Raw genomic sequence first — 24,257 nt, forward strand, 5'->3', positions numbered from 1 at the left:
TTGCAAAATTGTTTTGTCTGCATTTTTATACACGGCGTTTTGTTTCGTGCATTAAGTGGCACATGCTTAGCTGTTAATAATCGGTTAAAATAGTCGCATTATGTAACATTAATATAGTGTAAAATACACACGAAGTCATGCTTTCGTCATGAATAGTACAATCAAAAAATATTGGCAATAATGTTGTAATAAGTGGAGTGTATATGCGTTTTGTATGTACTTTAGACAATGATCTAAAGCTTCCTCCGCGGATTAGTTACCCGCAATGAGGATTTCTTCATAAATAGTTTGTTTGGTTTATTATCCGGTCAGAGGAGCCCTCCTCGGCCGGATTTTTTCTTTTATAGCTTTTTCCATTACATTTGAAACTAATATGGTTGTGTTAAAGGCATCATTTTTCGAATTTCTTTTAGAGCAGGCACATCAAACATCGCTTTTAGAATGGGTTGCCGTTGTTGCAGGCTTCCTTTGCATTTATCTTGCCGCCAAAGAAAGCATCTGGAACTGGCCAATCTCCATCATCAGCGTAGTGGCATACGGATTTTTATTTTTCAGGGAAGCGATGTACGGCGACATGACGCTGCAGATTTATTTCTTATTTACCGCATTTTACGGCTGGTACTTCTGGATCAGGAAAAAAGTTGAACACAGCAAGCCCATCAGCAGACTAAGTCCCAAACACTGGCTGTTGGTAATTATTTTCATTTTAGCACTTAGCATTTTATTGGGCTGGTTTATGGATAATTATACCAATAGCACCGTTCCGTACGCCGACGGTTTTTGCACGTCCGTAAGCTTTGTTGCCCAATTTTTACTCACCCGAAAAATATTGGAGAACTGGTTGCTTTGGGTGTTTGTAAACATTTGTTATGTGCCCTTATTCATTTACAAAAACTTAAATCTGAGTGCGCTTTTGTACATTGTATTAATTGCAATTGCGTTTAAAGGCTATTTAGATTGGAAAAAAACCTACCGTGAACAAATCAGTTAAAAAAATTGCCGTTGTTGGCCCCGAAAGTACAGGCAAGTCGACTATGTCTCAACTGCTGGCCAAGCATTACAAAGTAGCATGGGTGCCTGAATATGCCCGGTATTATTGCGAAAACTTAACTGCACCCTATACCCTGCAAGATGAGGTGAACATGTATTATGGTCAGGTAGCCTTAGAAGATGCAGTTCTGGCAACCAACGAAAATGATTTCATTATCTGCGATACTACGTTTGTTACGGTAAAGATCTGGAGCGATGAAATGCTTGGTGAAACCCCGCAATTGGTTTTAGATGCACTGCCCAGGCGGCCGTACGACCTCTACCTTTTAATGGATATTGACCTGCCCTGGCAGGACGACCCGCTTCGTGATTTCCCCAATCAACGAGAATACTTTATGGAGGTTTGGCACAAGGAACTAAGCGCATTGCATGCAAACTATAAAGTAATTAGCGGCCTGGGCGACGTTCGGGTTCAAAATGCGATTGAAGCGATTGATCAGTTTTTGGCGGATTAATTTTGCCATTTTAAAATATTTGTTAGCGCTTTATAAGCTGTCATGCTGAAGCGCGAAGCATCCCTAACCCATAAGTACTCCACTGTTTTCACCCGTGAACGCACACAAATTGGGCTGGTGCATTTTTTAAGCAGTGGCTTCTTCGCTTGCAGATTCTTCCTTCGTCAGATGACAAAACGCCAAACTAACAGGGCCCCGTACAGGACAGCAGAAAATTTAATCATTCATTTTAACAATCCTTAACATATTTTTCTACATTTGTCTCATCATTAGGGGTGCCTTGTTTTAAATAACACAAAAACGGGCTGAGATCATACCCATTTTAAGGTGAAAGGTGTAAGGCGAAAGGTGTAAGGTAATGCGAGATGCAAAAACCTTAAACCCTAAACCTCTAAACCCTAAACCTTAAATGCACCTGATCCGGGTAATGCCGGCGTAGGGATTGGAGTTATGGAAGTTTAACTGAAGTCGGGAGTACCCCTATTTCCGATGGGTTTAACTAAAAACAAAAACATTGAAAAATTTACTTTTTGCAGCGTTTGCTGTCCTGTTGCCTTTCATTGCACTGGCGCAAAACTCGGTTACCGGAAAAGTTACCGACAACAGTCAAAATGCCTTACCCGGCGCTACCATTAAAATTAAACACCAACGTACAGCAGTACTTAGCGATGTCGACGGAAATTACACCTTGAGCAACCTGGCCAATGGCACATACACCATTATTGTAAGCTATGTAGGTTACAGGGCACAAGAAAAATCGGTGGTGCTTACAGGAAATGCGACATTAAACTTTACGCTGGTTCAGCAGAATTTTCTGGCCGATGAAGTCGTGGTAAACGCCACCCGGGCCTCAAAAAACTCGGCAACAACCTTTAAGAACCTGAGTAAGGAGGAACTCGCCAAGAATAATCTCGGTCAGGATTTACCTTATTTGTTAAACCAAACGCCATCCGTTGTAGTCACTTCCGATGCTGGTGCTGGCGTGGGTTACACAGGCATGCGGATTCGTGGAAGCGATGCAACCCGCATCAATGTAACATTGAACGGTATTCCCTTGAACGATGCCGAAAGTCAAGGCAGTTTTTTTATTAATTTGCCCGATCTCGCATCATCCGTTGACAACATTCAGATTCAACGTGGGGTTGGTACATCAACAAACGGCGCTGGCGCCTTTGGCGGAAGTTTAAATATTCAAACCACGACACGTCGCGATTCTGCCTATGCTGAACTGAACAATACTTATGGTTCTTACAACACGTGGAAAAACACGGTAAGCGTGGGTTCTGGCTTAATTGACAATAAATTTACCTTCGATGGCCGTTTATCGCGAATTAAATCCGACGGCTATGTCGACCGGGCATCTTCAAACTTAAAATCATTTTTCGTATCGGGCGCCTATTACGGCAAAAAAGATATTTTACGTGCGAATGTGTTTAGCGGAAGCGAAAAAACATACCAGGCCTGGAATGGCGTAAGCGAAGAGACGTTAAAAACCGATCGTACGCACAACGATTTCACTTATGATAACCAAACCGACAATTATCAGCAAGATCATTATCAATTATTTTATACCCGAAACATCACCAATCAGCTCGTGGCCAACGCCGCCTTGCATTATACGTATGGCCGAGGCTATTATGAAGAATATAAAGAGGATCAGGGCTTGACAGACTACGGAATAGCTCCAGTGGTATTGGGTGGTGTAACGCAAGAAACATCGGACTTGGTGCGCAGACTTTGGCTCGATAACGATTTTTACGGCGTAACCTACTCATTGAATTATACACCGAAAAACAACTTAAATTTCGTTTTGGGTGGGGCCTATAATGAATACAAAGGACGACATTTTGACGAAGTAGTATGGGCGCAGTTTGCCAATTACGATGGAAGCGGATCGATTCGTCATCGATATGATGATAATGATGCCTTTAAAACAGACTTTAATATTTTTGGCAGGGCCAATTATCAAATTGATCAGTTTGCGCTGTTTGCAGATTTGCAATACAGAAGGGTGTATTATTCTTATTTTGGCATCGATCCGAACGGAACCCCGGCGCAGCAAAACGCGACTTTGAATTTCTTTAACCCCAAAGCGGGCGTAACCTATAACTTTAGCGATAAAAGTAATGTTTATGCTTCCGTTGCCGTTGGCAACAAGGAGCCCAATAGAAGGGACTTTACGGACTCAAACATTAACAGTCGCCCAAAAGCGGAACATTTAACCGATGTTGAAGCCGGGTATCGTACACAGTTTGCCAATGTAACTTTAGGGGTAAATGGTTTCGCCATGTTTTATAAAGATCAGTTAATTAATACGGGGAAACTAAATGATGTGGGCGGCCAAACGCGTCAAAACGTTCCCGACAGCTATCGGGCGGGTATAGAAATAGACGGAAAGTGGCAGATTCTTGAAAAACTCTCATGGGCTGCAACAGCAACTTTTAGTAGAAACAAGATCAAGAACTTTACTGAATACATTTACGATGAAGACCCTGCAGCATTAACAGCCAATGTGGTGAACAGTTATAAGAATACTACGATTGCATTTTCTCCATCGATTATCGCATCAAGCGAAATTAGCTATTCGGTTCTGCCAAACGCAAACATTGCCTTTTTGAGCAAGTATGTTGGGAAGCAATATTTGGATAACACATCGGCCGAAACACGTACCCTTTCGAGCTTTTTTGTTAACGATGTGCGTTTGAGTTACAATACGCCTGTTGCGGGGATTAAAAATGTGGGCTTAAGCCTGCTAATTAATAACATTTTCAGCACTTTGTACGAAAGCAATGGCGGCACTTATCCCTATTTGTACGGTGGTACCTTAGATCGTTTTAACTATTATTACCCACAAGCAACACGCAACTTTTTGTTGAGTTTAAATGTGAGGTTTTGAAAAGCTTAAAGCTTAAAGCGGAAAGACTAAAGCTTAAAGAACAAACGCTTTTGCTCACCCAGAATTGTTGTCTTTTAGCCGATCATATAACTAATTAACCCTCGGCCCTGCAGAAATGTAGGGCTTTTTGCTGAGCTGATCTGTGATGAAATTGGCCTTTAACCACAAAACCCCGGCAAAAATATGTCGGGGTTTTGTGGTTTCTCTCCTGTCTCGGAAGACTAAATTTATAAATTTTTTAACGTATATACAAATATTACAAAATAAAATTTCTATTGATGTTTGTTTTTAATATGCTTACATAGCATGTTTGCCGTTTCACAAACTTTTATTCTGGCAAGTACTTGTTATGGATGGTTTCTATATCGATGATTTATTGTTTCACTTGTTTTGAAACGAAAGATTTAGGTCAAGTTCAGTCATCATTTATGAATAATAATTCCGGAACAATTTTTTAAAAAAATGGTCCCCGCTTATTAAAATCGGGTCATAAAAAAAGCCCCCACAAGGTGGAGGCTTAACGTTCCGATCCGATAGTTATCGAATTTAGTCGGAAGCACAGTATATTTTTTAAACCGTTTCTTCTGAAACGAATTTTGCTGAGGCGAAATCGCGGTTCATGCGGGCAATGTTCTCCAAAGTAATTCCTTTAGGGCATTCTGCTTCGCAAGCACCTGTATTGGTACAATTACCAAAGCCTTCGGCATCCATTTGCGCCACCATGCTTTGTACACGACGGTAACGCTCTGGCTGACCTTGTGGCAACAGCGCCAACTGAGAGATTTTTGCCGAAACAAACAGCATTGCCGATGCATTTTTACATGTTGCTACGCATGCACCACAGCCAATACAAGCAGCAGCCTCAAAAGCAGCATCAGCTTTCATTTTCGGGATAGGCAAATTGTTTGCATCTTGGGCGTTACCAGTATTTACCGAGATAAAACCACCCGCAGCAATCACTCTGTCAAAAGAAGAACGATCTACGGTTAAATCTTTGATCACCGGAAAAGCGGCAGCTCTCCAGGGCTCAACAACAATAGTGTCGCCATCTTTGAAAGAACGCATGTGCAACTGGCAAGTAGTTACCAAATCCTTAGGTCCGTGCGGACGGCCATTGATAAACATGGAGCACATTCCGCAAATACCTTCGCGACAATCGTGATCGAACACCACCGGTTCTTCGCCTTTGCTAATCAGATCTTCGTTTAACACATCGAACATCTCCAAGAAAGACATATCTGGAGAAATACCAGACAATTTATAGTCTACCAAAGCACCTTTGGTTTGGTTATTTTTTTGACGCCAAACTTTTAGCGTTAAGTTCATATTTCCTGTACTCATAACTTTGAGATTTAGGCGGGGAGCATAGGGCATAGGGCTAAAAGCTCCATGCACAGTGCCCTCTGCTATTTATAACTTCTTTGTGCTACTTTAATATTTTCAAACTTCAATTCTTCTTTATGAAGCTCAAAGTTTACTCCTTCTTTAAATTCCCAGGCGGCAACGTAGGCATAGTTTTCATCATCACGCAGTGCTTCGCCCTCTTCGGTTTGGTATTCTTCGCGGAAGTGACCGCCGCAGCTTTCGTTGCGGTTTAATGCATCTATACACATTAACTCCCCTAACTCGATAAAATCCGCCACGCGACCAGCTTTTTCGAGTTCCGGGTTTAATCCGTCTACCGTTCCCGGTACACGAACATCGCTCCAAAACTCAGCACGTAAAGCCCTGATTTCCTGAATTGCCTCGTTTAATCCGGTTGCATTGCGGGCCATTCCACATTTTTCCCACATGATGTGGCCTAAACGTTTATGGAAATGATCAACCGATTTTGTCCCTTTGATACTAACTAATTTATTTAAAATCCCTTTCGCCTTTTCTTCGGCCTCAACAAAGGCAGGGTGATCTGTAGGAATGGCTTTTGTAGAAATTTCTTTCGATAAATAAGCACCAATTGTATAAGGCAGAACGAAATAACCATCGGCCAGGCCCTGCATTAGCGCCGATGCACCTAAACGGTTAGCACCATGATCGGAGAAGTTAGCCTCGCCTGTGCAATACAAGCCGGGTACAGACGTCATCAAGTTATAATCAACCCATAAGCCACCCATTGTATAGTGAACGGCCGGATAGATACGCATTGGCGTTTCGTATGGATTTTCGCCGGTAATTTGCGCATACATATCGAAAAGGTTTCCATATTTCTCTTTAATTACTGCGGTACCCAAACGCATGCAGGTTTCCTTATCAGGATTATGATTACCTGCTTTTGAGGCTTCTATACGACCGTAACGCTCGGTATTGGCTTTAAAATCCAAATAAACGGCAAGTTTCGAAGCACCAACGCCATAACCTGCATCGCAACGCTCTTTAGCGGCACGAGAGGCCACATCACGTGGAACCAGGTTACCGAAAGCAGGGTAACGACGCTCTAAATAATAATCTCTTTCGTCTTCAGGAATTTCTGATGCTTTACGATTATCGCCTTTCTTTTTAGGCACCCAAATACGTCCATCGTTACGCAACGATTCAGACATCAGGGTTAATTTTGACTGATGATCGCCGGAAACCGGGATACAGGTCGGGTGAATTTGCGTATAACAAGGATTTGCAAAGTAAGCACCTTGTTTGTGCGCTTTCCAAGCCGCCGTTACGTTACTGCCCATTGCGTTTGTAGAAAGGTAGAATACGTTTCCGTAGCCACCGGTTCCCAAAACAACGGCATGACCGAAGTGACGTTCGATATCGCCGGTAATTAGATTGCGGGCGATTATACCACGAGCCTTACCGTCGATTTTAACCACTTCAAGCATTTCGTGGCGCGTGTACATTTCTACTTTACCCATACCAATCTGGCGTTCTAAAGCCGAGTAGGCACCTAATAGTAACTGCTGTCCGGTTTGCCCTGCAGCGTAAAACGTACGTTGAACTTGTGTACCACCGAATGAACGATTATCTAACAAGCCGCCATATTCGCGAGCCAGCGGAACACCTTGAGCCACACATTGATCGATAATGTTAGCACTTACCTCTGCCAAACGATGTACATTGGCCTCACGAGAACGATAATCGCCCCCTTTTATGGTATCGTAGAAAAGACGATAAACACTGTCACCATCGTTCTGATAATTTTTTGCTGCATTGATACCTCCTTGCGCTGCAATAGAGTGCGCACGACGAGGTGAATCCTGAAAGCAAAAACATTTTACTTTATAACCCATTTCGGCTAAGGTTGCAGCTGCCGAAGCGCCCGCTAAACCCGAACCTACGATAATTACTTCTATCGTTCTTTTGTTCGATGGATTAACCAAAGGCACAGAAGACTTATATTTCGTCCATTTACTGGTTAATTCACCTTCTGGAATATTTGAATTAATATCTGACATATCTCTTTTGTGCTAAAACTAAATAACTAAACCTGTGTACACTGCAATTGGCATCACGGCGAACAAAACGGAAATCACAATTGAATAAACAACGCCTGTGGTTTTGATAATTCCATTGTATTTGGAATGGTTCCACCCCATGGTTTGGAATGCCGAGGCAAATCCGTGCATTAAATGATAGCATAACGAAATCATTAGCAGCACGTAAGCGGCAACTCGTACAGGGTCCTGAAATTTCTCTCTCATTACCGCATATAAATCTTCGTGTCCGTTAGCATCCACTGTTGGGATCCCGGTAAAACGAGAAACTACCCAAAAATCTTTCAGGTGTATAACCAGGAAAATAAGCAGCAAGGTACCGAGCAACCCCATTGAGCGACTGTACCACTTGCTATTGGCGTTACCATTATATACTGCATATCTTTCAGGTCTTGCCTTTCTGTTTTGATTTGTTAAAATCAAAGCCTGATAAATGTGAAGGATCAAACCTAAGAATAAGATGTATTCTCCGGCTCTGATGATCCAATTGGTAGCCATAAAATGTGCTCCAATATTAAACGTGAGCCCATTATCGTTGATAAAAATTAACGCATTGATACCAGCGTGTACAATTAAAAAGAGTATCAGGAAAATACCTGTGATACCCATGACATATTTCTTTCCTATTGATGAAGAAAGCGCATTTCCGAAACCACTCATTTGATTAGGATTTAAATCTAAATTTCTTGCAAAAGTATTTAATTATGAGTTTAATTTATAAACGATTATGACAAAACAACGATAAAACATTTATTTAGAAACATTCTAAAGCCATTGCCGATTTTTGCAAGCATGATTTGTTACTGTAATGAGTTCAAGATGTACTAAAACTTAAAGGAATTTTATTGTAGGATTTATTCACCGTTTCGTCATTGCGAGGCACGAAGCAATCTGCTTGACTAATAACGTCTAGCATGAGATTGCTTCAATCGATGAAAAATCGAATTCGCAAAGTTAGGTTCAAAGATTTCTCGGCTCCGCTCGAAATGACGATTTTTTGTGTTGTTTTTGAAAAAACGCCAATGGAAGTGTAGCGAAGGATCTCTAACCGATGAAACCGAAAATTTCCGACAGGCATGAGCTAAAATATGAATATAAGTGAGCCAAGTAAGTTCTGCGGCAAGTGGAACTAGATTACATCGTAGGGGCTTCGCGGTTTTTAAGGCGGCGCCGTTGACGCTGGTGTGCATTTCGCGGTTTTAAGAAGGATCTATATGAACGGTCGTCATTCCCAATTTAATTGGGAATCCTAAAGGAAGAAGAAAAGCCTTACTGAGCATTTAAGATTCCCGCCTGCGCGGGAAAGACGGCAAGAATAATAAAAGTCATTCATATGAATTTTTTGACCAATATGAAAATTTAGAATGAAATCTGTCCCCTATTTGTCATCCTGAGCGCAGCGAAGGATCTCTAACCGTGAAGCCGAAACTTCAACGAAGCACAGCAAAATGCGAATGGGCGTAGCTAATAAAAATTGCTTGTAAACAAAAAAAGTCCCGATTAATATCGGGACTTTTTACGATTTATGTGATGAGTTTTCTTAAGCTACCTTTACATTTACCGCGTTTAGGCCTTTTCTACCTTCTTCTACATCGTAGTTTACGGTATCATTCTCACGAATGTTGTCAATTAAGCCTGAAGCATGAACAAAAATTTCGGCATCACCATTTGATGGTACAATGAATCCGAAACCTTTAGTTTCATTAAAAAATTTTACTGTTCCTTGTTGCATTATATTGTATTTTAATTTGCATCAAAGATAAGGTTAAATACCTATAAATCAATTTTTTATTTTTATTTATTTAAATTAAATCTGAATACCTTGATTGATTGAGCGTTAAAGGGCATTTTACTGGTTCGTTTAATTTGCCGGAACTGGTCGATTGATCATGTATTAACAGCATCAGCAGTGCAAAACAGCTTCAACTTCGATCTAATTCACACGTTATTTCTTGCAAAATTGTGATTCTTTAAATCATTTTTATGCTTTCCTTTGCGCTGTAAATTTGATTTATGGTTAATTATAAAGAATATTTTGACGAGCAAGGGATTGATTACCTCACTTACCGATTACTGGTTGATGATTTGTTGCTTGAGGGCAAAACAACCGGTCCGGACAATAGCGAGGCGATGCTCCAATACAGCAAAATGAATGTTCAGCGGATGAGCCGGATCGATAAAACCGCTGCCCTCAACGAGTCGTTAATGTCGACCATTTCAGGATTAACCAAAAACTATAAATTTCTTGTCATTACGGAGGGTTGGTGTGGCGATGCTGCACAAATTATTCCTGTCTTCAATAAAATCGCAACCGAATCGCTTGGTAAAATAGCGTTACGATTTGTTCTCCGCGATAAAAATCTACCTTTAATTGATGCACATCTGACCAATGGTGGCCGGGCAATTCCTGTTTTAATTATACTTAACGAAAGTGCAGATCAGGTTTTGGCAACTTGGGCGCCACGTCCACAGGTTTTGCAGGGCTTATTGAGCGAGTGGAAAAAAGAAACTTCTGACATGAGCATCCTTTCTGAGAAACTTCACGGGTGGTACGCAAAAGATAAAACCCAAACCACGCAGGCGGAGTTAACGAGCTTATTGAAAGGATTGGAGGGATAGTTAATCTCCCAAAGATCTTAATATAGCATCTAATTCATTATCTGAAATGGAAACTTGTTCGGATTTATCGTATATTGATAAAAGATAGATTGTATTGTGTGTGATTCTTACGCTTGTAATCAGCCTTGCCCCGGATGATTTCCCCTTGCCTTTACTTGTAATTGCGAGCCGGATTTTATAACAATCTTTTCCTAGCGGAATCCCTTGTAACGGGTTTTGTCGAAGATTCTCTACAAAAACAACGATATCATTTTTTGCAGATTTATATTTTTTACAGAGCTTTTTATATTCTTTATCGAAAAGGGATGATGTAAGAACATCATATCTCATCAACTAAATCTTCAAAGCGTTTTAATTTCAATTTTCCCTGTTCTGCCAACTCGGTTTCACGATAGGCAGCAGCTAAATCGTTAAGGTATTTTGCTTTCAGCTCCTCAGTATTACTAATCCTGATTCCCTTAATGTTTTTGAGTTTTTCTAGTATCGAAAACGCCTCATCGTCTTTTATTTCTAATATAATTTCCATAGATGAAATTGTCTTAACTTAAAGATACGAGTTTTTTCCTAATCAACACTAACCGTCAACCCTTCCTGCTGCAGAATTTTACGATACACCTCCATTTCGGTAAACGACCCTTCCAAAACCGGGCATTTCCCCTCGTTATGCACTTTCCAGGCAATTTTTTCAGCTTGCGACTCGCTATAGTCCAGATACTTCATCATACAATAGATAACATGATCGAAAGTATTTACATCGTCGTTCCACAAAATAAGGCGATGTACGGTTTTTATTGACGTTAAAATCTCCTCGAGCGTAAAGGTCTCTTCTTTGGTTTCTGTAGACATGGTTGCAAAAATAATCATTAGTATCAAGTATTTAGTATCAACCAATAATATTTTGTTAACGAAGATCTTGGTCTAAAACTTTTCCCTCATGTTTAACATCTCAAATCTCCTGTCTCAAATCTAACATCTCATATCTTCTAAAATAATTACATTTACTTAATCAAATAATAAAACGATGCATCAATCTAAAATTGCGGGAATAGGATATTACGTTCCAAAGAATGTATATACCAATAACGATTTAAGTCGCTTTATGGATACCAACGACGAATGGATCAGGGAACGTACGGGAATTCAGGAACGCCGCTTTGCAGATCGCAACGAGGAAACCACTACCACCATGGGCATTGAAGCCGCCAAAATTGCAATCGAACGGGCAGCGATTACCGCAAAGGACGTAGATTTTATCATCTTCGCTACGCTAAGTCCCGATTATTATTTTCCAGGCTGTGGCGTGTTGCTTCAACGCGAAATGGGAATGGGCGAAATTGGTGCCTTAGATATCCGCAACCAATGTTCGGGTTTTGTGTATGCATTATCAGTGGCCGATCAGTTTGTAAAAACCGGTATGTACAAAAATGTGCTTGTGGTTGGTAGCGAAAAGCACTCGTTTGCGATGGACTTTGAAACCCGCAGCAGAAATGTATCGGTAATTTTCGGCGATGGTGCCGGGGCGGTTGTGCTGCAGCCTACCGATGAAAAAGGAAAAGGGATTTTAAGCACACATTTACACAGCGACGGTGCCGATGCCGAAATTTTGGCCATGTATTACCCCGGCTCACATGCCAACAAATGGATGAAAGATAAACCGGCTTATCCTGATCAGGAACTCGGCGGATTGTTTATGACACCGGAAATTTTAGCAAGCGGGGCGGCGCTACCTTATATGGATGGCCCTTCTGTTTTTAAAAAGGCTGTTGTAAAGTTTCCCGAGGTGATTAAAGAGGCGCTGGCGGCCAATAACCTCACCGAAAAAGATATTGATATGCTGGTGCCGCATCAGGCGAACTTGCGCATTAGCCAATATGTTCAAAATTTGTTGGGCTTAAGCGACGATCAGGTTTTTAACAACATTCAAAAATATGGCAATACTACCGCAGCCTCAGTGCCAATTGCGCTTTGCGAAGCTTGGGAAGCGGGAAAGATTAACGATGGCGACTTGGTTTGCCTTGCTGCTTTCGGCTCGGGCTTTACCTGGGCCAGCGCACTGATTAGATGGTAGGGTGAGCTAAAAGCGGAAGACCAAAGCAGAAAGCCCCATGCTATCTGCGCTTTAGATTTCGCTCTGGACTTTCAGACTCCCGACTTCTGACTCAAGACTCAACACTCGTTTTGGTCTTTCCGCTTTAGTCTTTTACCTTTGGCTTTTAGTCTTTAAAAAATGCGAGCAGTATTACAAAGAGTTACCCAGGCAAGTTGCACCGTTGACGGAAATATTACCGGCGAAATCGGAACCGGTTTTTTAGTTTTGCTGGGAATAGAAGATGCGGATACCGTGGATGATTTGGAATGGTTGGCGCAAAAGATTGCGAATATGCGTGTTTTTGAGGATGAAAATGGCCTCATGAACAAGGCGTTGGCCGATGTTGGCGGCAATATTTTGCTGATTAGTCAATTTACGTTATTTGCTGCTACCAAAAAAGGCAATAGACCGGGCTTTACGCGAGCCGCAAAACCCGATGTGGCCATTCCGCTTTACGAGAAAATGATCGAGCAGTTAGCCAGCCTAACAGGAAAAAACATCCAGACGGGCATATTCGGCGCCGATATGAAAATTGCACTGTTAAACGATGGCCCCGTTACGATTTTGATTGATACGAAGAATAAGGAATAGGAGCAGGATTTACAGGATTTTTAAGATTAAATAGGCAATGAGCAATATTCAATAGTCATCGGATGAATATAGCAAACTGGCCAGGTATTCATCCGATGACTAATGAGCCAATGAACTAGTGAACCAATGTATTCAATAGTCATCGGATGAATATAGCAAACTGGTTAGGTATTCATCCGATGACTAATGAGCCAATGAACTAGTGAACCAATGTATTCAATAGTCATCGGATGAATATAGCAAACTGGCCAGGTATTCATCCGATGACTAATGAACTAATGAACCAGTAAGCTAATGACGATTAACGAAGCACAAGAAACTGTAGACGAATGGATTAAAACTACCGGCATCAGGTATTTTAATGAACTGACCAATACTGCAATTTTAATGGAAGAGGTTGGTGAAGTTGCACGGATTATGGCCCGAAAGTACGGCGAGCAATCTTTTAAAAAGAGCGACGAAAGCGTAAATCTGGCCGATGAAATGGCCGACGTGATGTTTGTTCTGATCTGCCTGGCCAACCAAACAGGAATTAACTTAACTGAAGCCCTGCAAAAAAACCTGGAGAAGAAAACCATTCGCGACGCCGATCGGCATAAGAATAATAAAAAGATAAACCCCTAAATGCTCTAAAGGTGACTTTGCCTTCCCAGAGTATAAGTAAAGCATTGCGATTTATTCTGGCGTTTTAATAGCCCCTTTGGGGATTAGGCAATAAACTCCATCAACGTTCGGTAAGCAACAAATCTATTTTTAAACTTTTCGTTCAACTTCTCCTGCAACGCCGGCGCATAAGTGCTTTGATAAGTGTTGTACTGATCCTGATTTTCGAGCACGTATTGGGCGCAATAGGTTACACCTTCATTTGGTGAATCGAGAACTTTTAACAGCCTGTTCGATACAAATAAACCAGTAGCCATAACCTCCGGAATATGGACTTCCTGCATCCATTTTAACCATTCTGCCGCAGCAGCATCTTCCAAAATTAATGTAACATTATATAAAAGCATGCTACAAAGATATTAAGTAAAATTAATATTGAATATAGCGCAACCCTATTAAATCAATACAAATAAAAACAATAGTGTTGGGATTAGAAGCAACATTTCATATATTCAGACATTCAAGACCATTATAATGACTGATCAATTTGTAACGTTTCGAAGGTTTTATGATAAAACTGCTGCTTTAACATTGGCTGATTTTTAAAGGAAAATAATATTGAATGTCTCATCGAAGATGTTTCAGTGAACTTTGACGTCTCTTTTGCCAATAACGAAACGGAGAAAGATTTTAGGGTTAAAATAAAGTCACGGAGTTTTGATCTTGCCAATCAATTGCTTCAAGAAAGTGCAAAACAAGACTTAGATTTAATTGATTCGAATCACTACATCTTCGATTTTACCGATGACGAATTAAAGGAGGTAGTAGAAAAACAAGACGAGTGGAGTGCATTAGATTTTTTACTTGCTCAAAAATTATTAAAGGAACGCGGAATAACGATAAATAAAGAGGAGATAGAAACGCTGAAAGAACAGCGAATTAGCAAATTGGCAAGTCCAGAAAAATCACCTCGATTTTTAATAATTTTTGGATATGTTCTCATATTTGTCGGCGGCCTTTTAGGACTTTTGATAGGTTGGTTTATCCGCAATCAGGAGAAAACCTTACCCAATGGAGACCGCATCTACTCTTTTGCACAAAAAGACAGAGTTCATGGCGAAAGGATCATGATTTTAGGAGCAATATCTCTTCTGATAACTATAGTGCTTAAATTTTGTTCATTCATTTAAACTCCATCGCCCCGTAAGTTCCTAAATCTTTTTCTCGCTTCGGCACTAAACATACTGCCGGGATAATCGGTAATTAATTTCTGAAAATAAAGCTTCGCCTGGTTACTATCATTTAATTTCTTCTCGTACAAATCGCCGAGGGTAAAAAGGGCGTCATCCGTCCAAATCCCATCCTTAAAAACTTCGGAAACCTTTTTTAAGATATCGGCGGCCTTTTGATAATCGCTTGATTTGATCAAAATCCTGGCCTTGCTCATCAATACCGCATCCGTTAATCCATTATCCGGAAAAGCGATCGAAATGCTGTCCAGCTTCGCAATGGCCTCTGTAGGCAAGTTCCTGAACACCAACATTTCGGCATCGGCATACATTTTTAACGCATTGCTATCGGCAGGAGTTTGGATATTATCAGAAATTAATAAACTCAAATTCAATGCATCATTTGCAATTAATTGCGAGGTTGCGGCCTTCAAAACCAAACATTGCGCATTGCTATATTCGAAATTACCCTGGTAAAAAGAGAGCCTGGCGCTTCTAAAGCGGGCTTCGTTACCTATTGGCTGGCCCTCAAACTGCTTGGTTACCTGTTCGTAAACCAAAAAGGCTTCCCACGGCTGATTGGTTAAAATAAAGATATCGCCCAAATCGAGCTTCAACTGTCCTACATCTTGCTGATTTATGCCCGGAATTTGTAAAGCATCCTCCAAACCCTTTTCCGCCCTAGGCGCTTGTTTCAGGTAATAAGCATATAAATTTGCCAGTTTCTTAATGGCAAAAAGCGTGTTTTTGTTTTTCCCGTTTTCATCAAGTAAGCCTTCGTAATCTTTGGCCAAAAGCTGCAGGTCGGCGCTGTTATACTTTCCCGCCGTTTGGATGCTGTATTTCGTGTTCAGCATCTCGATTTTTGATGGAAGATAGTATTGATTGTCTTTCCCCTTGGTTAGCAAATATTCGTACCCTTTAATTGCGGCTTCGTATGCACCATTTTCGCTAAAGGTGTAAATGGCATCAAATAAAGTGCCGCCATCGGCCTTTGTCCTTTTATCAAAAGCAATAAGCTGGCGCAGGGCCATGTCAAATTCCTGCTGTTGAATGTAGTTCCACGTTAGCAGCTGAATGTAAGCTTCCGTATCGGGGGCTTTTTGAATCTTGCGCAAAATGGCGGTTTGAAAAGTCTGATAATCAGATTTATCGTCAAAAATCGCTGCCAGCACAGCTTCTGCCTGTGGCAACAACTGCGGCATGGTTTCAATGGCATCGAGGTATTCCTGCATCAGCATCGGCTTATCTTTCTTAAAGCGATAAATATTCAGCAGCTCAAAAGTAAACAGTTGGTCGTTACCTAAAAGCCTTCGCCCGTGTTTAAAGGTTTGAACAGCCAGCTCATAATTTTCATATCGGTAAAAATTATTCGCCAAATTCCTGATCTTAAACTCATCTTTTGGAAGTTTAGCAATCATGTCATTAAAAATCCTGTTTGCTTGCTGCACATCGCCTTTTTCCTGGTAAAGTTTGCCCAGGGCAATAGCATAGGCGTCGTTCTCGGGATGTTGTTTTATCGCCTTTTTTGCAATTTTTTCTGCAACATCGTACCTTTTCAGCTTCGTAAGGGTGCTAAAATATAAATCGAAATAGTTCTCATTATTAGGCCTGGCAAATAGCCGCTCTAAAATTACAGCCGCCTTTTCAAATTCCCCATCTTGATAATATTGAACAGCCAGCGCAGTATCGTCGGGCCCCATTTGTTGACCCTGAAGGAATATCTGTGCCTTCGCCCCTAAGGATACCATTAACAAGAAACTGAGGATTAAGCGATTCATGAGCCTAAATTATAAGTTTTAAATGTAACATTTTAATACATCTTTATTTAAAACGCCACGCTATATAAAACGTATTTTAAATGTTACCTGTATTTGTTTTGCCTGTATTTTATAAATACTAAATTGAACGCAGCCACCCCTATTATTTGCACCAGTAACATTGTTGGTGTAAATCACGATTAAATTGTTGTTATACTTATTTTTGTTCTCCCGTAAAGGATTTATTTATGTTAAAAAGGATTTTTCTATTTGTTATAGTGGCTTTAACCTGGGCTTGCAAAGGCACCAGTAATACAGAAGATATTCCTATTGACGACTTTTTTAAAACCCAAGACAAAGCCTATTATCGCATATCTCCGGATGGAAAAAGCCTCTCGTACCTAAAGCTGCAGGATAAAAAACTCGATCTTTTTGTTGAGGATATCGCCTCTGGAAGTAGTGTTCAAATTACCCACCTGAAAGAAAAGAGCATCAGCTTTTATTTCTGGACAAGCAATAACGAGTTGATTTATTACACTGAGGATGAATCGAAGGAAAGAAGGTCTGATATCTTTGTAATCAACAAAAATGGAACGAAACAGGTGCAGTTGAGCTCGAACGAAAAAAGCAGGCTGCAGGTGATCGAAGATCAGCTAATTGACGATAAATATATCATCGTAGCCTCGAACAAACGCGACTCTACAGTGTTTGATGTTTACCGGTTAAATGTTCGCGATGGCAAAATGGACATTGCTGCAAAAAACCCCGGCAATATTACAGAGTGGATTACAGATAATAAAGGCGTTTTAAAGATTGCCGTAGCCAGCGACGGAGTAAATGAAACCCTGATGTACCGCGAAAATGAGAGCCAAAAATTTTCGCCGGTAATTACCAACAATTTCCAGACCACGCTTCAACCAATTGCATTTTCTGAGGAACAAAAAAACGTACTTTACGCGATATCAAATGTTAACCGCGACAAAAACGCCTTGGTTGCGCTGGATTTGAAAACAGGAAAAGAAAAACAGGTGCTTTTTGCAAACGACACGCTGAATGTGGTGGATGCAAAGTATTCTCGCACGCAAAAAAAGATGCTCTTTGTAACCTGCGAAACGTGGAAAAAAGAAAAGTTTTATCTTGATGACAGCACCAGGCTAACCTACTCTAAAATAGATAAGTTTTTGCCGGGCACCGAGTGGCGCATTATCGACAAAGATAAAATGGACGACGTTTTTGTGGTGCGGTCTTTTACCGATAAAAACCCGGGCTCGTATTACTTGTACACCACAAAGGATAACAAGTTTAAGAAACTAACCGATATTAACCCGTCTATTAAGCAGGAACTAATGTGCGCCATGAAGCCCATCAGTTTTAAAAGCGCCGATAGCTTAACCATAAACGGTTACCTGACTTTGCCGCTTTCTAAAAAGCCAAAAAATTTGCCTGTTGTTGTTTTGCCACATAACGGGCCGGGGGGCAGAAACGGTTGGGGCTATAATGCCGAAGTGCAATTTTTGGCCAGTCGCGGTTATGCCGTTCTGCAGGTAAACTACCGCGGATCTACCGGTTATGGAAAGGCGTTTTATGCAGCCGGGTTTAAACAATGGGATGATAAGATACAAAGCGATGTTAACGATGGTGTACGCTGGCTAATCAGTCAAAAAATAGCCAACCCTAAAAAGATCGCCATTTATGGCAATGGCTTTGGTGGCTACCTTGCGCTGAATTGTTTGTACAAAAACCCCGATCTTTATAAATGCGGAGGGTCAAACTCTGGCGTAATTAATTTGTTTAGCTATCTTAAGACAATTCCACCGTTTTTAAAATCGAATTTGCAAATGTATTACGAAATTGTAGGAAATCCGATTACCGATACCGAGTACATGCGCTTTGCGTCGCCGGTTTTCCATGCCGATCGATTTGAATCGCCGGTGTTTATTGCCCAAAATATAAAAGACCCACGGGTAAACGTAGCCGAGGGTGTGCAGTTTATTAAAGAATTAACAAAACGAAATGTTCCTGTAACTTACATTGAAAAAGAAGAAGGACCCAATCCGGTGATGCGGCAGCAAGGTAGAAAAGTATTATACAAAGCGTTAGAAGAGTTTTTACATCAAAATCTAAGTAAGCGATAGGTTATGACCCTGGATAAGAAAAACGGTTACCGTAAAAATTTCTCGCTTGGCGTTACCTTTATTACCCTCATTTCGATATTGTTTATTTTATCGCTGTTTTTGGCGTTTAATTACAGTAAAAAATCAATTGAAAATGATTTCGTTTCCGAAAAAGTAAACGTATTAGAGCAAAGCATAAAGCCCTACAACGATTTCTTTCAAAACAAAATGCCCGAGGTTTCTTATTACAGTGGCTATCTCGATTCGTCAATAGCGGCCAAGTTTGTCGATACCATCCTCTTAAAATATCCATTTGTATCGAAGGTTACCTTTTACGATACCGAAATAAAAAACAAGCCGGTTAAAGATGGCATAAATGCAAACCACCTCGGCATTGGCCCGAAAGCCATTTATCAGTTTGGCAGAAACGTGAATCCCGATTCGATAAAACTCTATTCGGAAGAAGATACCCATTCGTTTAATGTTGGGAGCGATTTTAATGCAATGGCCATTAAACTGGCTACTTTTGTTGAAACGCTCGATACGGCCTCCGTTCCTTCACAGGAAGAGCTTTTTACCAATTTCTCCATTGTCAATTCGAACGATAGAAAAATCACTTACCTTAACATTCCGCGGGGCGAAGATTTAAGAACCTACAAGGAAATGATGAGGCACAAGCTTAATCCCACTCCGGTTTACCAGCAAGATCTTTTGGTGTTTAATTTAGAAGCAACGAAGATCAAGATTATCAATACCCGGCCGCTACTTTACCAAAGCATCAAAATTGAGCCCTTAACTTACGATCCGATTGATACCTCGGTAGAACATATTAGCACAGAAATTGCCTTGCCCGGCGCTTTCTCCGATTTTAAACTTTACCTCGTTTCCTCAAAATCGTACATTAAAAAAGAGATTTTTATTTACTTCATGCCCATAGCGCTGGTGTTGCTTTTGGTGTATGGCGTTTTACTGTTGGTGGCCTTTCTAATTTATCGTAACTTAAACATCAACAGCAAAATGTTTAAGCTTCAGTACGATTTTGTAAACAATTTAACACACGAATTTAAAACGCCTGTTAGCGTAATTAAAATAGCCGGCAATAATATTAAAAGTGCCAGCGCCCTGAGCAAGCGGGAACAGCAATTGTACGGAAAAATTTTAGATGAAGAAGCCGACAAATTAAACCGGTTGATGAATAAGCTGCTGGCTTTTACGCAGATTGAAAATAAGGCGATAAAGCTGAACGAGGAAGAAGTAAACATTGTAGATTTTATTGAAAGCACCATTGAGTCGCACACGCTGAAGCACCCCGATTTTAAAATCACCTACGAAGTGGTCGGCTTTAAAACTTTTATAACCGACCCGGTGTTGTTGGGAAGCTTGTTCGATAACCTGGCCGAAAATGCCTACAAATACTCTAAGCCAGAAAACAAGCGACTACACATTACCGCAAAGCTAATTAAAGGCTTTTTGGTTTTTCGTTTTACAGATAAGGGAATTGGAATACCATCGTCGGAATTAAACAATATATTTAAAAAGTTTTTCAGAATTCAGAACGAATATAACCAAATGGGAAGCGTTGGCCTCGGTTTGGCATTCTGCAAAGAACTGATTAACTTTATGGAGGGCGAAATTTCGGTAAAAAGTAAAGTAGATATGGGCACCGAATTTAAGATTGTGCTGCCTTATAATAATAAATTGGAACGTTAGGACTAGAAGTGAAGCTAGCCTCACAAAGATTAAATACACACAAATGTCAAAAGAAGTAAAAATATTAATTGTAGAAGACGACGAAAACCTTCGCTTTCTTGTGGCGCACCGACTTAAGGCCGAGGGCTACACTGTTTTAGAAGCTAACGATGGCGAGGCAGGTGAAAGAATGATTATTGCCGACCAACCGGATATTGTTCTGCTGGATTGGATGATGCCGGGGAAGCAAGGTGCAGAGGTATGCGAAAGTGTACGCAAGCAAGGTTTCGAAAATCTGGTGATTATGATGACAGCCAAGGCGCAGGATGTTGATAAAATTGATGCCTACAACTTTGGCGCATCAGATTATATTACCAAGCCATTTAACATGGACGTTTTGGTGGCCATGCTCGAAAGTAAAGTCAAATTTATTGTAAATAAAGATATGGCCGAAATTCACCGTTTCGGAAATATGGAGCATCATCCAAATATCCATACCTTGTTTAGAGACGGCAAGAAAATTGAGCTAACTATTCTTGAAAACCGCATTCTGCTTTATTTCTTGCGCAACCCCGGAAAGGTAATCAATCGCGATGAACTGATGTTGGTGGTTTGGGGCTATAACTCTGACGTAAACACACGAACATTAGACATGCACATTGTTCGCTTACGTAAAAAAATAGAATTAAACCCCGATAATCCGCAATTGCTGCAAACAGTTAGAGGCGTAGGTTATCGCTTTAATGCAGGATAATATGAATGAGTGAGTTTTGAATGAGTGAATGAGTGAATTTGGCGTTATGCTTTATTCTCTCATTCATTCATTCTCTCATTGTATCATTCCCTCATTCCCTCATTCAATTAAGCTTCCAGCTCCCTATCTAAATGTTCGGTTACCCGTTGGATGGTATTATCAATCGTGTTGCTTAAAATGGTAAGGTAAGATCCCTTTTTGGCATGGGTAATTGCATCCTGTAAACACTCGGTGCTCTTGTTATTAATGATAATTTCCTTGCCCGGATCTACTTCCTTGATTCCGGTTACCAGCAAATTAATTAATTCCTGCTGATCTCTCCCTCGCAAATATTTTTCCTGGCAGATATAAATCTTATCGAACATTTGGGCGGCAATTCTGGCCGTTTCAATAATGTCTTCATCTCTTCTGTCGCCCGTTCCCGAAATTATGCCAACATGCTCCGTTGCCTCTACGCTTTGCAAATAAGATTTCACGCCGTTAAAGCCATCAGGATTGTGCGCAAAATCTACCAAAACCTTAAAGTCTTTAAACGTAAAAACATTCATCCTACCCGGTGTATGCGCAGCCGAAGGAATAAAGGTTTCGAGCGATAAACGAATGTCTTCTGGTTTGTAGCCCCATAAATAAGCCGCCAGTGTTGCCGCAAGCACATTCTGGATCATAAATTCTACCGAGCCTCCAAAAGTTAGCGGAATGTGTGTTGCCTTATCCACTCTCAACTTCCAATCGCCGGTTTTAATGGTGATGAAACCATTTTCGTAAATGGCAGCAATTCCACCTTTGCGGCAATGCTCCTTAATAACCGGATTGTTTTCATCCATGCTAAAATAGGCCACATTACACCTGGCATCTCTTGCAATTTTTACGCAATAGCCGTTATCAGCATTTAAAACCGCCCAGCCTTTGCGCCTAACCGCACCAATTACCACCGCTTTAACCCGTGTCAAATCATCCAATGTGTGAATGTCGGCCAAACCCAAATGGTCTTCCTGGATGTTAGTGATCACGCCAATATCGCAGGCATTAAAGCCCAAACCCGCTCTCAAAATCCCGCCGCGGGCAGTTTCTAACACAGCAAATTCAACCGTAGGGTCTTTCAAAATGAACTCAGCACTAACAGGGCCAGTGGTATCGCCCTTCATTAACATCGTATTGTGCACATAAACACCATCGCTTGTGGTGTAACCCACACGTTTTCCGTTGCTCCTTATAATATGAGCAATTAATCGCGTAGTTGTGGTTTTTCCATTCGTTCCCGTAACGGCGATGATTGGAATTTGCGATAGTTTACCCTGAGGATAAAGCATATCAATTACCGATGCCGCGACATTTCTTGGCAAGCCTTCGCTTGGTGCAAGGTGCATCCTAAAGCCCGGTGCCGCGTTTACCTCTAAAACCACGCCGCCATTTTCGGTTAAGGGCTGCGTTAAGTTTTGAGCCATGATGTCGATACCGCAAATGTCTAAACCAATAACCCGCGAAATCCTTTCGCAAATAAAAATATTTTGCGGGTGAACAATATCCGTTACATCAATAGAAGTACCGCCGGTGCTTAAGTTGGCAGTCGATTTTAAATACACAATTTCGCCCTTTTCAGGAATCGTTTCGAGCGTGTATTCTTTTTTCGCCAGTAAATCCAACGTATCGCGATCTACAGCAATTTCGGTTAGCACGTTTTCGTGCCCGTAACCGCGGCGTGGATCTTCGTTTTCCTTATCAATCAGTTCTTGAATGGTATGAATGCCATTTCCAATTACGTGGGCCGGATCGCGTTGTGCCGCGGCCACCACTTTATGGTCGATTACCAGCACACGGAAATCGTAACCAGTGATAAACTTTTCGATTATGACGCGGCGAGAATAGGTTTTGGCATATTCAAAAGCAGCCTTTGCATCTTCCAATGTTTTAACATTAATGGTTGCCCCTTTACCGTGGTTACCGTCTAAAGGCTTAAAAACCAGCGGAAAGCCTACTTTTTTAACCGAAGCCTCTAAATCATCGGGATTGGAAATGGTAACGCCAGAAGCCACCGGAATTGCTGCTTCAGTTAACAAGCGCTTGGTTTCCTCTTTATTGCTTGCAATATCTACCGCTATACTGCTGGTTTTCTCGGTCATGGTCGCCCTAAAACGAACCTGATTCTTTCCGTAACCCAACTGTACCAGCGAGCTTTTGTTCAGGCGAATCCATGGAATGCTCCGGCTCACCGCTTCTTCCACAATAGAACCCGTACTTGGGCCCAACGCCTCCAGCTCGCGGATTTCTTTCATCCTGCGGATATCGTGCTCCAGGTCGTATTCGCGGTTATCAATTAAAGCCTCCGCTATGCGCACCGCCGCCTCGGCCGAGTAAATACCAACCTTCTCCTCCAGATAACTGAAAACAACATTATAAATGCCTTCGGTTTTCGTTTGTCGCGTACGTCCAAAGCCCGTTTCCATGCCGGCGAGCGTTTGTATTTCGAGTGCAATGTGCTCAATAACATGACCCATCCATGTGCCTTCCTTTACCCGGGTAAAAAAACCACCCTCAACCCCTTTCGAACACCGGTGAGTAAACATGCTTGGCAACAACTTCTCAATCCTGCCGCTGAAACCCTCGATGGTATTCGTTGGCCTTTGCTCCATATCTTCCAAATCCAATCGCATTTGAATGAGCTTCTTTCTACTGATCGACCATATATTTGGCCCGCGTAATACTTGTATATTTAATATCTTCATGTAATATTTTGTTCGTTTTGTTAACAGGAACTGAGTGGCCTAAATCAATGTAAAAAGAATTAAAATTGATGACTGTAAATTATACATTTATTTTGAAACTCGCCGTTACAAATAGCTAAATCAAAAATTAAAGGCATTTGTTTTCCCAACAGGCTAAAATTGCAGCCTTTTGATGCTAAAGATGTCAACGTTTGTTAATAAACTAAATAATATTGACAAAAAAAGTCGTGTTTTTTATCTTAAGCTGATATATTTGGGTT

At 41.0% G+C, this 24,257-nt stretch carries 21 protein-coding genes; 11 read left to right on the forward strand and 10 right to left on the reverse strand.

Annotated elements, in window-relative coordinates; genetic code table 11:
- Nucleotides 1-373: 373 nt before the first annotated feature.
- From pnuC to IZT61_RS11650, 3 genes are all read left to right on the forward strand, one after another.
- On the forward strand, nt 374-991 hold the full coding sequence (pnuC, locus tag IZT61_RS11640; RefSeq protein WP_196097079.1) for a nicotinamide riboside transporter PnuC: 618 nt from the start codon (nt 374-376) through the stop codon (nt 989-991).
- Nucleotides 975-1,505: an AAA family ATPase gene (locus IZT61_RS11645; RefSeq protein WP_196097080.1), complete on the forward strand. Its 531-nt coding sequence runs from the start codon at nt 975-977 to the stop codon at nt 1,503-1,505. Before pnuC ends, IZT61_RS11645 begins: the two co-directional genes overlap by 17 nt.
- Before the next feature lie 514 nt (nt 1,506-2,019).
- Nucleotides 2,020-4,401 (forward strand): TonB-dependent receptor, encoded by a 2,382-nt coding sequence (locus IZT61_RS11650; RefSeq protein ID WP_196097081.1) that lies wholly within the window; start codon nt 2,020-2,022, stop codon nt 4,399-4,401.
- Between the two features lie 570 nt (nt 4,402-4,971).
- Here IZT61_RS11650 and IZT61_RS11655 read toward each other — a convergent pair.
- The 4 genes from IZT61_RS11655 to IZT61_RS11670 all read right to left on the reverse strand — a co-directional run bounded on the left by IZT61_RS11655 (nt 4,972) and on the right by IZT61_RS11670 (nt 9,558).
- Nucleotides 4,972-5,742 carry a succinate dehydrogenase/fumarate reductase iron-sulfur subunit gene (locus IZT61_RS11655; RefSeq protein ID WP_196097082.1) on the reverse strand — a complete coding sequence of 257 codons (771 nt, stop codon included), beginning with the start codon at nt 5,740-5,742 and terminating at the stop codon, nt 4,972-4,974.
- Nucleotides 5,743-5,807: 65 nt separating this feature from the next.
- Nucleotides 5,808-7,787 carry a fumarate reductase/succinate dehydrogenase flavoprotein subunit gene (locus tag IZT61_RS11660; protein WP_196097083.1) on the reverse strand — a complete coding sequence of 660 codons (1,980 nt, stop codon included), beginning with the start codon at nt 7,785-7,787 and terminating at the stop codon, nt 5,808-5,810.
- Between the two features lie 18 nt (nt 7,788-7,805).
- Nucleotides 7,806-8,486 carry a succinate dehydrogenase cytochrome b subunit gene (locus IZT61_RS11665; protein ID WP_196097084.1) on the reverse strand — a complete coding sequence of 227 codons (681 nt, stop codon included), beginning with the start codon at nt 8,484-8,486 and terminating at the stop codon, nt 7,806-7,808.
- 880 nt (nt 8,487-9,366) lie between these two features.
- Nucleotides 9,367-9,558: a cold-shock protein gene (locus tag IZT61_RS11670; protein WP_113949032.1), complete on the reverse strand. Its 192-nt coding sequence runs from the start codon at nt 9,556-9,558 to the stop codon at nt 9,367-9,369.
- A 281-nt stretch (nt 9,559-9,839) separates the two neighbouring features.
- Between IZT61_RS11670 and IZT61_RS11675 the strand changes: the two genes are divergently transcribed.
- Entirely contained in the window at nt 9,840-10,445 is a 606-nt protein-coding gene (locus IZT61_RS11675) for a thioredoxin family protein (RefSeq protein WP_196097085.1), read from the forward strand.
- Here the strand turns inward: IZT61_RS11675 and IZT61_RS11680 are convergent, their stop codons facing one another.
- Genes IZT61_RS11680 through IZT61_RS11690 form a run of 3 tightly spaced genes read right to left on the reverse strand, consistent with a single transcriptional unit; the run spans nt 10,446 to nt 11,291 of the window.
- Entirely contained in the window at nt 10,446-10,775 is a 330-nt protein-coding gene (locus tag IZT61_RS11680) for a type II toxin-antitoxin system RelE/ParE family toxin (protein ID WP_196097086.1), read from the reverse strand.
- Nucleotides 10,765-10,971: a hypothetical protein gene (locus IZT61_RS11685; RefSeq protein WP_196097087.1), complete on the reverse strand. Its 207-nt coding sequence runs from the start codon at nt 10,969-10,971 to the stop codon at nt 10,765-10,767. Before IZT61_RS11685 ends, IZT61_RS11680 begins: the two co-directional genes overlap by 11 nt.
- 38 nt (nt 10,972-11,009) lie before the next feature.
- Nucleotides 11,010-11,291, reverse strand: a complete 282-nt coding sequence (locus IZT61_RS11690; RefSeq protein ID WP_196101293.1) for an ATP-dependent Clp protease adaptor ClpS — start codon at nt 11,289-11,291, stop codon at nt 11,010-11,012.
- Between the two features lie 175 nt (nt 11,292-11,466).
- Between IZT61_RS11690 and IZT61_RS11695 the strand changes: the two genes are divergently transcribed.
- The 3 genes from IZT61_RS11695 (at nt 11,467) to IZT61_RS11705 (ending at nt 13,749) form a co-directional block, all read left to right on the forward strand.
- Nucleotides 11,467-12,513, forward strand: a complete 1,047-nt coding sequence (locus IZT61_RS11695; protein WP_196097088.1) for a 3-oxoacyl-ACP synthase III family protein — start codon at nt 11,467-11,469, stop codon at nt 12,511-12,513.
- Nucleotides 12,514-12,672: 159 nt separating this feature from the next.
- A complete protein-coding gene (gene dtd / locus IZT61_RS11700; RefSeq protein ID WP_196097089.1) occupies nt 12,673-13,125 on the forward strand; it encodes a D-aminoacyl-tRNA deacylase in 453 nt (150 codons plus the stop codon).
- 294 nt (nt 13,126-13,419) lie between these two features.
- Nucleotides 13,420-13,749, forward strand: a complete 330-nt coding sequence (locus tag IZT61_RS11705; protein WP_196097090.1) for a nucleotide pyrophosphohydrolase — start codon at nt 13,420-13,422, stop codon at nt 13,747-13,749.
- Between the two features lie 83 nt (nt 13,750-13,832).
- Here the strand turns inward: IZT61_RS11705 and IZT61_RS11710 are convergent, their stop codons facing one another.
- Nucleotides 13,833-14,135, reverse strand: coding sequence for a DUF4286 family protein (locus IZT61_RS11710; RefSeq protein ID WP_196097091.1), 303 nt, complete (start codon nt 14,133-14,135; stop codon nt 13,833-13,835).
- Between the two features lie 237 nt (nt 14,136-14,372).
- Here IZT61_RS11710 and IZT61_RS11715 point away from each other — a divergent pair, with 237 nt between their 5' ends.
- Nucleotides 14,373-14,918 carry a hypothetical protein gene (locus tag IZT61_RS11715; RefSeq protein ID WP_196097092.1) on the forward strand — a complete coding sequence of 182 codons (546 nt, stop codon included), beginning with the start codon at nt 14,373-14,375 and terminating at the stop codon, nt 14,916-14,918.
- On the opposite strand, the gene IZT61_RS11720 is transcribed toward IZT61_RS11715, so the two are convergent.
- Nucleotides 14,915-16,738 carry a tetratricopeptide repeat protein gene (locus tag IZT61_RS11720; RefSeq protein ID WP_196097093.1) on the reverse strand — a complete coding sequence of 608 codons (1,824 nt, stop codon included), beginning with the start codon at nt 16,736-16,738 and terminating at the stop codon, nt 14,915-14,917. The genes IZT61_RS11715 and IZT61_RS11720 overlap by 4 nt on opposite strands.
- 227 nt (nt 16,739-16,965) lie before the next feature.
- Here IZT61_RS11720 and IZT61_RS11725 point away from each other — a divergent pair, with 227 nt between their 5' ends.
- The 3 genes from IZT61_RS11725 to IZT61_RS11735 are packed head-to-tail and all read left to right on the forward strand — an operon-like array spanning nt 16,966 to nt 21,274.
- Nucleotides 16,966-18,852, forward strand: a complete 1,887-nt coding sequence (locus IZT61_RS11725; RefSeq protein ID WP_196097094.1) for a S9 family peptidase — start codon at nt 16,966-16,968, stop codon at nt 18,850-18,852.
- Between the two features lie 3 nt (nt 18,853-18,855).
- Nucleotides 18,856-20,541: a sensor histidine kinase gene (locus tag IZT61_RS11730; protein WP_196097095.1), complete on the forward strand. Its 1,686-nt coding sequence runs from the start codon at nt 18,856-18,858 to the stop codon at nt 20,539-20,541.
- Nucleotides 20,542-20,584: 43 nt separating this feature from the next.
- Nucleotides 20,585-21,274, forward strand: coding sequence for a response regulator transcription factor (locus IZT61_RS11735; protein WP_196097096.1), 690 nt, complete (start codon nt 20,585-20,587; stop codon nt 21,272-21,274).
- A 107-nt stretch (nt 21,275-21,381) separates the two neighbouring features.
- Here the strand turns inward: IZT61_RS11735 and cphA are convergent, their stop codons facing one another.
- A complete protein-coding gene (gene cphA, locus IZT61_RS11740) occupies nt 21,382-23,997 on the reverse strand; it encodes a cyanophycin synthetase (protein ID WP_196097097.1) in 2,616 nt (871 codons plus the stop codon).
- Nucleotides 23,998-24,257: the final 260 nt, after the last annotated feature.

The organism is Pedobacter endophyticus (genome assembly GCF_015679185.1).
Classification (GTDB): Bacteria; Bacteroidota; Bacteroidia; order Sphingobacteriales; family Sphingobacteriaceae; genus Pedobacter; species Pedobacter endophyticus.

Bases quoted from the DNA above. Each gene is read 5' to 3' on its own strand.
- IZT61_RS11730 (WP_196097095.1), top strand. From the start codon at position 18,856: ATGACCCTGGATAAGAAAAACGGTTACCGTAAAAATTTCTCGCTTGGC.
- dtd (WP_196097089.1), top strand. From the start codon at position 12,673: ATGCGAGCAGTATTACAAAGAGTTACCCAGGCAAGTTGCACCGTTGAC.
- IZT61_RS11720 (WP_196097093.1), bottom strand. From the start codon at position 16,738: ATGAATCGCTTAATCCTCAGTTTCTTGTTAATGGTATCCTTAGGGGCG.
- IZT61_RS11665 (WP_196097084.1), bottom strand. From the start codon at position 8,486: ATGAGTGGTTTCGGAAATGCGCTTTCTTCATCAATAGGAAAGAAATAT.
- IZT61_RS11685 (WP_196097087.1), bottom strand. From the start codon at position 10,971: ATGGAAATTATATTAGAAATAAAAGACGATGAGGCGTTTTCGATACTA.
- IZT61_RS11655 (WP_196097082.1), bottom strand. From the start codon at position 5,742: ATGAGTACAGGAAATATGAACTTAACGCTAAAAGTTTGGCGTCAAAAA.
- IZT61_RS11675 (WP_196097085.1), top strand. From the start codon at position 9,840: ATGGTTAATTATAAAGAATATTTTGACGAGCAAGGGATTGATTACCTC.
- IZT61_RS11660 (WP_196097083.1), bottom strand. From the start codon at position 7,787: ATGTCAGATATTAATTCAAATATTCCAGAAGGTGAATTAACCAGTAAA.
- cphA (WP_196097097.1), bottom strand. From the start codon at position 23,997: ATGAAGATATTAAATATACAAGTATTACGCGGGCCAAATATATGGTCG.
- IZT61_RS11680 (WP_196097086.1), bottom strand. From the start codon at position 10,775: ATGAGATATGATGTTCTTACATCATCCCTTTTCGATAAAGAATATAAA.
- pnuC (WP_196097079.1), top strand. From the start codon at position 374: ATGGTTGTGTTAAAGGCATCATTTTTCGAATTTCTTTTAGAGCAGGCA.
- IZT61_RS11690 (WP_196101293.1), bottom strand. From the start codon at position 11,291: ATGTCTACAGAAACCAAAGAAGAGACCTTTACGCTCGAGGAGATTTTA.
- IZT61_RS11735 (WP_196097096.1), top strand. From the start codon at position 20,585: ATGTCAAAAGAAGTAAAAATATTAATTGTAGAAGACGACGAAAACCTT.
- IZT61_RS11670 (WP_113949032.1), bottom strand. From the start codon at position 9,558: ATGCAACAAGGAACAGTAAAATTTTTTAATGAAACTAAAGGTTTCGGA.
- IZT61_RS11710 (WP_196097091.1), bottom strand. From the start codon at position 14,135: ATGCTTTTATATAATGTTACATTAATTTTGGAAGATGCTGCTGCGGCA.
- IZT61_RS11725 (WP_196097094.1), top strand. From the start codon at position 16,966: ATGTTAAAAAGGATTTTTCTATTTGTTATAGTGGCTTTAACCTGGGCT.
- IZT61_RS11705 (WP_196097090.1), top strand. From the start codon at position 13,420: ATGACGATTAACGAAGCACAAGAAACTGTAGACGAATGGATTAAAACT.
- IZT61_RS11695 (WP_196097088.1), top strand. From the start codon at position 11,467: ATGCATCAATCTAAAATTGCGGGAATAGGATATTACGTTCCAAAGAAT.